Annotated in this window: 5 protein-coding genes; 2 read left to right on the forward strand and 3 right to left on the reverse strand. The window is 74.1% G+C overall.

Translation table 11 applies throughout. The features are described from left to right. Positions 1-52: 52 nt before the first annotated feature. Complete coding sequence (locus tag ACZ5CW_RS09375) at positions 53-1,330, reverse strand: helix-turn-helix domain-containing protein (protein ID WP_468599688.1); 1,278 nt, start codon at positions 1,328-1,330, stop codon at positions 53-55. A gap of 580 nt (positions 1,331-1,910) precedes the next feature. Here ACZ5CW_RS09375 and ACZ5CW_RS09380 point away from each other — a divergent pair. Next, the gene (locus tag ACZ5CW_RS09380) at positions 1,911-2,582 is read left to right on the forward strand and encodes a PAS domain-containing protein (RefSeq protein WP_468599689.1); all 672 of its coding nucleotides are present in this window, start codon (positions 1,911-1,913) and stop codon (positions 2,580-2,582) included. Between the two features lie 66 nt (positions 2,583-2,648). Here ACZ5CW_RS09380 and ACZ5CW_RS09385 read toward each other — a convergent pair whose 3' ends face one another. After that, positions 2,649-3,167 carry an RNA polymerase sigma factor gene (locus tag ACZ5CW_RS09385; RefSeq protein ID WP_468599690.1) on the reverse strand — a complete coding sequence of 173 codons (519 nt, stop codon included), beginning with the start codon at positions 3,165-3,167 and terminating at the stop codon, positions 2,649-2,651. A gap of 63 nt (positions 3,168-3,230) precedes the next feature. Next, positions 3,231-4,460: a phthiocerol/phthiodiolone dimycocerosyl transferase family protein gene (locus tag ACZ5CW_RS09390; RefSeq protein WP_468599691.1), complete on the reverse strand. Its 1,230-nt coding sequence runs from the start codon at positions 4,458-4,460 to the stop codon at positions 3,231-3,233. Between the two features lie 482 nt (positions 4,461-4,942). On the opposite strand from ACZ5CW_RS09390, the gene ACZ5CW_RS09395 reads away from it, so the two are divergent. Beyond that, positions 4,943-11,770 (forward strand): amino acid adenylation domain-containing protein (locus ACZ5CW_RS09395; protein ID WP_468599692.1); only part of this gene is annotated, 6,828 nt, incomplete at its 3' end.

Consider the following 11,770-nt stretch of genomic DNA (forward strand, 5'->3'; position numbering starts at 1 on the left):
GGCCGGCCCCACGGGAGACGGCCGGCGACGCCGCCGCCCTGGAGGTGACCTCCTAGGAACTCGGCAGCGTCCTCGGCGTCGCCGTCCGCACCGCGCCTCCCACCCCCGGGGCGCGTGCGTCGGCCAGGGTGGTGGCGAGCGACTGCCAGACGTGGGTGGCCAGGTCGAGATGGCGGGCGTCGGTCGCCTGCTGGCCGAGGCGGCGCAGGGCCGCGATGCCGTCGTCGGTGCGGCCCTCCAGAATCATCAACCGGCCCTCGAGCACGGCCAGCCGTACCCGGTCCCGGTAGGGCAGCCGGAGGTCCCCGCCCGACGGCAGGGCACGGCACAGCTCCCGGGCGTCGTCCACTCTGCCCTCCTGGAAGGCGAGATGGGCACGCAGGGCGTGCAGCTCCTGCAACTGCGGCGGCGTACCGATCAGTTCCAGGACGACAGCGGCCTCGCTCAGCCACCGGCCGGCGGCCTCGACACGCGGGGGTGACATCTGGAGCGCGACGGCCGCCGCGGCCGTACGCAGCCTCGTCCACAGGGTGAGGTCGTCGTTGCCCCGGAGCAGGGCGAGGGCGGCCTCCAGCCGGGAGTGGGCGGTGGCGGGGTCCCCCTGGCGGTCGCTGACCACGGACGCCGTCCACAGCGCCTCGGCCGCCTGCGGGGGAGCGGCGGCGGTCAGCAGGTCCCGCTCCATCTCCCGGACATGACGGTCCGCCGCGTCCCATCGCCCCAGCTCGGTCTCGACGCCGGTCAGCACCGTCAGCGCGGCCAAGGTGTCCGCCGCCGGCAGACGGTCACCGCGCGCGACGGCGAGCGCGGTGACGGCGGCCGGCTCGGCGGCCCGCAGGTCACCGAGGGCGCACAGGCAGCGGGCGTAGTGCACATGGGACCGTACCCGTAGCTCCGGAGCCGCGATCACCTCGCTCAGTTCGACGAGTTCCAGAAGGTGGCCGCGCTCGCGCTCGTAGTCCCCGTGGCCGTTGCAGATGCGGGCGAGGAGCCAGACCGCCTGCCACCGGCCGGCGGGATCCTCGTGCTGGTCCTCCCGGACGGCCTGCAGCAGGACTTCGGCGCTGTCCGTGCCGGCGGGTGCCGAGGCGACGGTGGCGAGCACATGGCTCAGGCAGCCACCGGGACGCGGCTCGGTCAACACGGAGACCTCCACACCCAGTTGCTGCGCGAGATAGCTGACGACACGTCCGTTGGGCCGGCGTTCGCCCGACTCCAGGCGGGAGAGGTATCCCGTGGACATGCCGTCGCCGACGACTGCCGCCTGGCTCAGGCCTCGCTCCAGCCTGAGCTTTCTCAGCTGCCGGCCGAAGTGCGGCTGCTCAAGCATTTCGCCCTCTGATCCCCTGAGGTCCTTTTTAGTCTTCCGCATGCCCCGTGTTCCCGAGGCCACGTCCGGAAGTTGCCCACACTTTAGGGAGACCTGGCAATGGCGGCAACGTAGTTACGGGCCCGAGATTTCCCCTGTCATTTGCCTTGTTTTGCCCACGCGTTGTCCTCCTGATCAGGCGCACGCGGAACGTGTGGCTGAAAAGGGTGCTTGGCCAGAACCGTTGGCAATCCGGCCACCCCGGTAGGCAAACACTTGCCAGCCGGGTTGTCCGACCCATAGCCTCCAAGGTGCCGGCCTGATGCGATTTGACCCTCGTCCGCAGGAGGTTTTTCGTGCGCATTGGTGTGCCCCAGGGCTCGCTGCGATGTTCATCGACCGTGCGCACGGCACCGGTTGCCGGATCCTTCGGCTGAGCCTGTGGCCCCGGGCCGTTCTGACAACGTTGTTCCGTCCTGGCGTCACCAGCCGTGGTCGGCCGCCGATCCGGCACGCCCAGGCGCTCAATCCGCTCCCTTGTGCCGATGGACCGGACGGGGAGCGGTTCATCACACCCCCCATGTGCAAAGGGAATGACGGTATGTCCGTGGCGACCACCAACATCACCGCCTCGTCCACCGCCGACGCGCACGCCGATTCCGCGTTACCGACCGGGCGCACGGCTGTCGACGGCAGCCGCCGCACCTACACGGCCCACGCGGCCCCGGACGTGACCATCACGGCCGCCGAAGCGGAGTTCGCCAAGCAGTTCGGCTCGAGCCCCGGCGAGATATGCGGCCGACAGCTGTGCGAACTCGTCCAGGCGGGCCCACCCGCACGCCTGCGACACCGGTTCGCCGACCTGTGCGAGGGCCGCACGAGCAGGTTCACGGAGCGGGTGACCGGCCGGCACCCCACCGGCCGTGCCTTCTCCGCCGTCATGACGGCCACCGCGGTCACCGGCCCTGACGGCCCGGCCGGGCTTGTCATCCTGCTCCGCCCCATCGGCGGGCAGGACCTGCCCCGTTCCGGCGAACCGACGCTCAGCGAACTCGACGCCCGCGTCCTCGAAGGAGTGGCGGGCGGCGCGTCGACCGTACAGCTGGCCGGCCGTGTCTATCTGAGCCGTCAGGGCGTCGAGTACCGCGTGGGCCTGCTGCTGCGCCGCTTCGACGCCCCCAACCGCCCCGCCCTCGTGGCGCGCGCCCACGCGATGGGCCTGTTCGCGCCGGGACAGTGGCCCCCGCGGGTGCTGCCGGACTTCATCGAATAGCGGTCGCGGTCCCTGACGGCCGTCGGCGGCGGTCCACCCCGCCGCCGGCCGCCACGCCGGGCGCGACTACGCGGCCGAGGGCTGCCAGGCCTCCCGGAAGCGCAGCCGGGCGCGGTGCAGCCGGGACCGTACGGTGCCCACCGGCAGCGACAGGACCCGGGCCATCTCCTCCTCGTTGAGGCCGTAGGCGCGCAGGGTGAGGACCTGCCGGTGGGACGCCGACAGCCGGTCCAGTACGTCGGTGATGTGCACGGCATCCAGCGGATTCGCCTCCTGACCCGACTCGACCCGCAGATACGTGCCCTCCGTACCGGTGCGCTTCGCGGTCCGCACGGCCTCACGGACCGTCACCGACCGCACCCAGCCGTAGAACGCGGTCGGCTCACGCAGGGTGCGCAGTCCCCGGTAGACGGCGAGGAGGGCCTCCTGGGTGGCGTCGGCACCGTCGTCGTGCGTGATGGACCGGCACAGCCGGGCGACGTACGGGGTGATCCCGGTCAGCAGCTGGTTCATGGCCTGCTCGTCGCCCGCCTGGGCTCGGGGCAGCAGCGCCAGGGGAGTGGGTATGTCGCTGACGGTCTTCATGTCGGCGGGGGGCTCCTTACAGTGGCCGGTGTGTGCGGTGCGGTGAGCCGGGCGGGGGCGGGCTCAGCCCGCCTGTGCGGGAGCGGGCCCGGCGGTCTCGGCGAAGGCGAGCAGCGCCTCGCGGACCTCGTCGCGGAAGGCATCGACGAACGAGGCGCTGAAACAGGCCGTGAAGTGGGGGAACTCGACGGCGAGCCGCCCCTCGAAGGAGACGACGCAGGCCATCACGGGACTGCGGCCCGCCTGCGGGAAGTACTGCTCGCGGGCCGGCACCAGCCGGACGTCGGTGGCCTGCAGTCCTTCGGGCAGCCGCGGGCCGGGCACGACGCCCATGTTGGTGGCGATCACCGTCGCCAGCTGCAACGCCGGGTTGCGCGGTATCTCGGGCGTGATCCGCATCTCGTGGTGCGGGCCCGCGCCCGCGACGAAGTCGCTCAGCCGGGCGTGGAGGGTACGGGCCAGCGCGGTGCGGTCCGTCCGAGGGGTGACGTCCAGGGTCTGCAGATGGGTGGTGACGGCGGGCACCATGACCAGCGCGGGCAGCGGCGGTGACAGGCGGGACCGCAGGTCGACGGGGGACAGGCAGCCGAGGGTGCGCGGCTCGTCGCCGGGCAGCCGCCGGCGCGCCGCCGCGAGCAGCGCCGCGCTGACCACGGCGTGCACGGAGACGCCCGCCCGGCGCGCGGCACCGCGCAACCGGTCGGTGCGCTCCTGGTCGAGCGTCAGCCGGGACACCTCGATCCGGCCCTCGCCGGCCGGATCCCCGGCGTCGTAGGCGACCAGCTCCACCGGGTGCTGCCGCGCCTCCGCGACGCGCCGCTCCAGATACGCGGAGGTCTCCGCCCCGTCGGCGGCGGGCAGCAGCCGGCTGACCGGCTCGGGCCAGTCGGTCGCCGCACCGGACAGGACGGCCACGCCGCCCTCGACCAGGGCGCGGTAACGGTCCCAGATCTCGTGGTGCAGCGCGATACTGCTGTGCCCGTCCGTGATGGTGTGGTCCACCGAGAGGACGAACAGATGACGGTCGCCCCCGGGCGCGCTGACCAGGACCGCCCGGCTGACCGGAGCGCCGATGGGCAGCGGCGTGTTCAGCTCCGTCGCGTAGGCGTCCTGCTCCTCGCCGGTCCGGACGGTCAGCCGCGGCCGCTCGGCCTCGTCCAGCAGGCGCAGGGCGAACCCTTCGCCGTGCGGCACGATGCGGGTGCGCAGCGACGGGTGCGCCTGTGTGACCGCGTCGAAAGCGGCCGACAGCGCCCCGACGTCGACGCGGCCCCGCAGGGTGCTGGAGAGCACCGCTCGGCTTCGCTGCCCGACATACAGCGTCTCCACCGGACACAACGCACGGTGCATGACCTCGGTTCCCATTCCGTCCGCCCATTTCTGGAACCCGCGGTCACTGACCGTCCGTCAACACCGCGGGTTCGGCTCAACGTCCTCTCGAGAGTGCATTGCCGGCCCCGGGCGAATCCACCGGATGAGGCGCGCCGGGGGGAACTCGCGGAATTTCCCTAAAGCTTGTCGTGTCGGCCGCTATCCCGGCGCCCGCGTTCTTCAGGGAAACACCTGAATTCCCCTCCGGCGTGCCGGGCCGGGCTTGACCGGGCTCTCGCCGCTGCCCCACCGTGAGGAACTCGTGAACCGGCGGCGGGCCGCGATATGGCCACGCCCTCGGCGTGCGACCGCATCCGGCCGATGGGCCCAGGCCGCACCCCCTGTCCGACCGGCCGGGCCCGTCCCGGCCGGGTCATTACGGCTTGCCACGTGAGGGTTGTGCTATGTCACTCCACGAGGAGTCACTCCCCGAGGACGAACGTCTCCCCCTGTCCGGAGCGCAGGAGGGCCTGTGGTACGCGCAGCGGCTGGCACCCGACAGCGCCGCGTACAACACCGCGGAGGCGGTGGAGATCCACGGACCCCTCGACACCGGTGTGTTCGAGACCGCGCTGCGCCGGGCCGTCGGCGAGGCCGGGACCTTCGCGCTGCGCTTTTTCGACACCGACGACGGCCCCCGCTGCCACCCGGCCGCGGACGCCGACGACTGGCCGCTGCACCGGGTCGACGTCAGCGACGCCGCCGACCCGGAGGCCGCGGCCTGGGAGCGGATCCGCGCCGACCTCGTGACCGAGGTGGACTGCGACAAGGACCCGCTGTTCGCGCACACCCTGCTCACCCTCGCCGCCGACCGGCACATCTGGCTGCTGAGGGCCCATCACATCCTGCTCGACGGCTACAGCTACAAGCTTCTGGGCCGCCGCCTCGCCGACGTCTACAACGCGCTGACCGAGGGACGCGAACCCGGCCCCGCCGGCTTCCCGCCCGCGAGCCGGCTCCAGACCGAGGAGGCGGCCTACCTCGCCTCCGAGCGCTGTGCCCGCGACCGCGCACACTGGACGGACCGGCTGTCCGGACTGCCCGAACCGGCCCGGCTCACCGGCCGTACGGCGGCACCGCGCGCCCCGTTCCTGCGCCGGACCGCGGACATCGACACGGCCGACGCGCAGGCCCTGTCCGCCGCGGCGACCCGCCTCGACGTCACCCGCACCGACCTGCTGACCGCCGCGGTCGCCGCCTACCTGCACCGCATGACCGGCGCCGACGACCTCGTCCTCGGCATGGCCACGATGAGCCGGCTCGGCAGCGCCGCCCTGCGCACCCCGGGCACCGCCTCCGACGTCCTGCCGCTGCGCGTGAGCGCCGAACCCGGCACCCCCGTCGCCGACTTCGCGCGCGCGGTGGCCGCGGAACTCGCGGCACTGCGCCGCCACCAGCAGTACCGGGGCGAGTTCATCCGCCGGGACCTCGGACTGCTGGGCACCGGGCGGCGGCTGTACGGCCCGGTGCTGAACATCGTCCCGTTCACCGAGGACCTGAACTTCGGCAACAGCGCTGCCACATGGCACCACCTCTCCGGCGGCGCCGTCGACGACCTGCAGATCAGCGTCCGGCCCGGCACCCGGCCCGGCGGCCTCTGGCTGGCCTTCGACGCCAACCCCGCCCTGTACGACGCGGACGAACTCGCCCTCCACCGCGACCGGTTCCTCACCCTGCTGCGGCAGCTCACGCAGGCGGCGCCCACCACCCCGCTCGGCGGCCTCGACCTGCTGCTGCCCGGCGAGCACCCGGGTCGGTCGCCGGTGCGGGACTTCCCCGTCACCGCCACGCTCACCGAGCTGTTCGAGCGCCGGGCGCACGCCCGGCCCGACCGCATCGCGGTGACGCACGAGGGGGAACGGCTCACCTACGGCGAACTCGACGCCGAGGCCAACCGGCTGGCCCGCCTGCTGGCCGAGCGCGGCGCGGGACCGGGCCGGGTGGTGGCGCTCGCGCTGCACCGGAGCCTCAGGCTGCTGCCCGCCCTGCTGGCGGTCCTCAAGACCGGCGCCGCCTACCTGCCGATGGACCCCGGTCATCCCGCCGAGCGCCTGCGCCTGGTCATGGAGGACGCGGCCCCCGTCCTCCTCGTCACCGAGACCGCCCTCGCCGAACAGCTCCACGGCGATGTCCCCGCCGTCCTCCTGGACGACCCGGCCGTCACCGCCGACCTCGCCGCACGGCCGGCCGACGCCCTGACCGACGCCGACCGCACCGGCCCGACGAGCCCCGCGGACATCGCCTACATCATCCACACCTCCGGCTCCACCGGCCGCCCCAAAGGCGTGCCCGTGCCGCACGCGAACGTGGTCCGGCTCTTCGCCGCCACCGCCGAGCACTTCGGCTTCGGCGCCGACGACGTCTGGACCCTGTTCCACTCCTACGCCTTCGACTTCTCCGTGTGGGAGATCTGGGGCGCCCTCCTGCACGGCGGCCGGCTCGTCGTCGTACCGTACGCCGTCAGCCGCTCCCCGCGGGACTTCCTGCGGCTCCTGCTCGACGAGGGCGTGACCGTCCTCAACCAGACACCGTCCGCCTTCGAACAGCTGATGGACGCCGACGAGGCGCGGCCCACCGGCGCGCCGGTGGGCGCGCTGCGGTACGTCGTCTTCGGCGGGGAGGCCCTGCGCCCGCAACGGCTGCGCCCGTGGGCGGCCCGGCACGGCCTGGACCGCCCGGCCCTGGTGAACATGTACGGCATCACCGAGACCACCGTGCACGTCACCCACCACCGCATCACCCGGGCCGACCTGGAGGACCCGCGCCGTGGCAGTGTCATCGGCACGCCCCTGGCCGACCTGCGGGTCCACCTGCTGGACCGGGCCGGCCGGCCCGTGCCGCCGGGCGCCGTCGGCGAGATGTACGTCGCCGGCGCGGGCGTCGCGGCCGGCTATCTGCACCGCCCCGAGCTGACCGCCGAGCGGTTCCTCGACGACCCCTTCGGCCCGCCCGGCAGCCGCATGTACCGCTCCGGCGACCTGGCCCGGCGCCGCGCCGACGGCACCCTCGACTACCTCGGCCGCGCCGACCAGCAGGTCCAGCTGCGCGGCTTCCGCGTCGAACCCGGTGAGATCGAGGCCGTCCTCGCCCGCCACCCGGGAGTCTCCCGGGCCGCCGTCGTCGTACGCCGGGCCGACAACGGCGCCCAGCAGCTCGTCGCCTACACGGTGGCCGCGGCCGGCCGGGCCCCGAGCCCCGCCGAGCTGCGCGCCCATGCCGCGGCGCAGCTGCCCGACCACATGGTCCCGGCGGCCTGCGTGCCCGTCGACGCGCTCCCGCTGACCGCCAACGGCAAGCTCGACACCGACGCCCTGCCCGCGCCCGACTTCACCGGGGCGGCGGCGGGCCGACGACCCGTCTCCGCCGGACAGACGCTGCTGTGCGGCCTGTTCGAGGACGTGCTGAAGCTGCCCCGGGACACGGTCGGCGTGGACGCCAACTTCTTCGACCTGGGCGGCGACTCGCTGCTCGCCACCCGGCTGCTGGCCCGCCTGCGGCACGAGACCGGCGCCGAGGTTCCCATCTCCGCCCTGTTCACGGGGCCGACGCCCGCCGCCCTGGCCCAGCTGGTGGACGACGGGCCCGGCACCGCCCCCGCGCGCCCCGTCCTCGGCGCGGCGGACCGCCCGGAGCGCCTCCCGCTGTCGTACGCCCAGGAACGCATGTGGTTCCTCAACCGGCTCGACGACTCGACCGCCACGTACAACATCCCGCTGGCCGTGCCGCTCGGCTCCGGCACCGACAGCGAGGCCCTGCGCGCCGCACTGGGCGACCTCGCCGACCGGCACGAGAGCCTGCGCACGGTGTTCGCCGAGCGCGACGGCGCGCCGTACCAGCGGATCCTGCCGCCCGGAGAGCTGCGCCCCGGACTGCGCCGCGTCGACTGCCCGCCCCAGGAGATCGCCGCGCACGTCGCCGTCGCCTCCCGGCACCGCTTCGACCTCACCGCCGAAAGCCCCCTGCAGGCCTGGCTCTTCGGGGCCGGTGAGGAGCAGACACTGCTGCTGGTCCTGCACCACGGCGCGGCCGACGGCTGGTCGCTGCGCCCCCTCGCCGACGACCTGGGCGCGGCCTACGCGGCGCGCCGCGCGGGCACCGCGCCGGCCTGGGACATGCTCCCGGCCCAGTACGCCGACTACGCCCTCTGGCAGCGCGCCCTGCTCGCCCCCGCGCCGGACGGCACCGGGCGCGCCGAGCGGCTGACCGCGCACTGGCGCGAGGCACTGGCCGGACTGCCGCAGGAGTGCACCCTGCCCGGCGACCGGCCGCGCCCCCCGGCACCGCGCGGCGGCGCCCACGTCACCCAGCACGTGGACGCGGCCCTCCACCGCCGCCTCACCGGCCTCGCCGAACGTGAGGGCGCCAGCCTCTTCATGGTGCTGCACGCCGCCGTCGGCGCCCTGCTCACCCGCTGCGGCGCCGGAGAGGACATCGTCCTCGGCACCCCCGTCGCCGGACGCTCGGAACCCGGCCTCGACGACCTGATCGGCCTGATCACGAACACCCTCGTGCTGCGCGCCGACACCTCCGGCGACCCCTCCTTCCGCGAACTGCTGGCCCGGGTCCGCCCACGCGACCTGGCCGCCCTGGACCACCAGGACCTGCCCTTCGACCGGCTGGTGGACGAACTCAACCCGCCCCGCGTGCCCGGCCGTCACCCGCTGTTCCAGGTCATGCTGGCCCTGCAGAACAACGAGCCCGCCGTGCTCCGCCTCGACGGACGCGAGGTGCCGCTGCGGCCCACCGCCACCGGCACCGCCAAGTTCGACCTCTTCGTCGACGTCCTCGAACGGCACACCCCGGACGGCACCCCGGACGGCCTCGACCTGCACATCGAGTACGCCACCGACCTCTACGACACCGCCACGGCCGAGGAGTTCGCCCGCTGCCTGGGCCGGCTGCTGGACACCGTGTGCGCCGGCCCCGACGTGCGGCTCGGCGAGCTTCCCGCGCCGGGCCCGCGCACGCCCGCCGAGGCCCCCGTGGCCGACGCCGCCGGACTGGAGGACACGGCGCTGTCCGTGCCCGGCATCCGTGACGCCGTCGCGCTGCCCGCGGCCGACGGTGGTGCACCGCGGCTGTTCGTGGTGCCGGGCCGCGCGGAGGCCACCGAAGGCGTCGAACGGATCCTGGAGCGCACCGGTGCCGAAACCGTCCGCGTCACCGCGGTCAGCGCGCTGCCCCGCACCCCCGACGGCACCCTCGACCCGGCCGCCCTCGCCGCCCTGCCGCCGGTCGACCGGGCCGCCGCCGTGGCCTGGCAGCAGCGGCTCACCCGCGTCGCGGGCGTCGGCGCGGCCGACGTCCTCGTGGAGAACACCCCGCAGGAACTGGGCCGCCGGCACGCCGGGCCGCCGCGCCGCACCGCCGAGGCCGCGCCGGAGGCGAGCGCCCGTACGGCAGCCGGCACGAAACCGGCCCTGAGCGAGGGTCCGGAGCTGACCGAACCGTCCGTGACCGGCTGGACCGAGGCCCTGCTGCGCGCCGCCGAGCGTGGCCGGGGCGACATCGTGCACGTACACCCCGACGGCAGCGAGACACGCCGCGACTACGCCTCCCTCGTCCCCGAGGCCTCGCGGGTCCTGGCCGGGCTCAGGCGGGCCGGACTGCGCCCCGGCGACCAGGTGATCCTCCAGTGCGACGACGGTGAGGACTTCCTCGCCGTGCTGTGGGGCTGCATCCTCGGCGGCTTCGTCGCCGTCCCGCTGACCGTGCCCGCCTCCTACGGCACCCCCTCGGCCGCGCTCACCAAACTCGAGGGCATCTGGCGGATGCTGGGCCGGCCCTGGATGGTGTGCTCGCCCGGACTCGAGGCCGCACTGCGCGACCTGGCGGACCGGCAGGACTGGCCCGGCCTGCGGCTGACGACGGCCGACGCGCTCCGCGACGCACCCGAGGACCGCGACTGGTACGCCGCCGAGCCGGACGACCTCATCCTGATGCTCATGACCTCCGGCAGCACCGGTCTGCCCAAGGCCGTACGGCTGACCCACCGCAACGTGCTCACCCGGTCCGCCGCCGCCGAGGCCATGAACGGACTCGGCGAGGACGACGTCACCCTGAACTGGATCCCGCTGGACCACGTCACCGGCGTGGTCATGTTCCACCTGCGGGACGTCTACCTGGGCTGCCGGCAGATCCACGCGCCCACCTCCTGGATCCTCCAGGAGCCGCTGCGCTGGATGGACCTCGCCCACCGGCACCGGGTCACCGTCACCTGGGCCCCGAACTTCGCCTTCGGGCTCCTGGCCGAACAGGCCCACCGCTTCCAGGACCGGGAGTGGGACCTGACCCCGATGAAGCTGGTGATGAACGCCGGCGAGGTCGTCGTGGCCGCGGGCGCCCGCGGCTTCCTGCACGCCCTCGCCCCCTTCGGGCTGCCGCAGGACGTGATGCACCCCGGCTGGGGCATGTCGGAGACCTGCTCGGTGGTCACCGACGCGGTGCTGCCGGCCGAGGCGCCGGGCACCGACGAGACGTTCGTCAGCTGCGGCCTGCCCTACCCCGGCTTCGCCATGCGGATCGTCGGCGAGGACACCCGCCTGCTCGCCGAGGGCGACGTCGGCCGGCTGCAGGTCCGCGGCACCTCCGTGACCGGCGGCTACCACGACAACCCGGCGGCCAACGCCGAGGCGTTCACCGACGACGGCTGGTTCGACACCGGCGACCTGGCGTTCCTGCGCGACGGCGAGCTCTACATCACCGGCCGTGCCAAGGACGTCATCATCGTCAACGGCGTCAACCACTACAGCCACGAGATCGAGGCCTGCGTCGAACAACTGCCCGGCGTCGTCCGCAGCTTCACCGCTGCCTGCGCGGTCCGCTCCGACCCGTCCGCGACCACCGACGAACTCGCCCTGTTCGTCCACCTCGCCCCCGGACCCGACCGCGCCGCCGCACTGCGGGAGATCGCCGGCAAGGTGACCCGGGAGATCGGCGTCAGCCCCGCCTTCCTCATCCCGGTCGGCACCGACGACATCCCGAAGACCGAGATCGGCAAGATCCAGCGGACCAAGCTGCGCAAGAGCTTCGAGGCGGGCGACTTCGACGACGCCGTCCGCGAGGCCCAGCTGCTCCTGGGCACCGCCGCGACCCTGCCCGACTGGTTCCTGCGGCCCGTGTGGCAGCGGGCCGAGCGGCACCGGCCGCGGGGGGGGGGGGGGGGGGGGGGGGGGAGGGGGCGGGGGGGGGGGGGGGGGGGGGGGAGGATGTGGGTGGCGGGGGCCTCGTTG

This window comes from Streptomyces sp. NPDC031379 (assembly GCF_055569615.1).

Coding starts and splice junctions, on each gene's coding strand:
- ACZ5CW_RS09375 (WP_468599688.1), bottom strand. CDS start 1,330: ATGCTTGAGCAGCCGCACTTCGGCCGGCAGCTGAGAAAGCTCAGGCTG.
- ACZ5CW_RS09380 (WP_468599689.1), top strand. CDS start 1,911: ATGTCCGTGGCGACCACCAACATCACCGCCTCGTCCACCGCCGACGCG.
- ACZ5CW_RS09385 (WP_468599690.1), bottom strand. CDS start 3,167: ATGAAGACCGTCAGCGACATACCCACTCCCCTGGCGCTGCTGCCCCGA.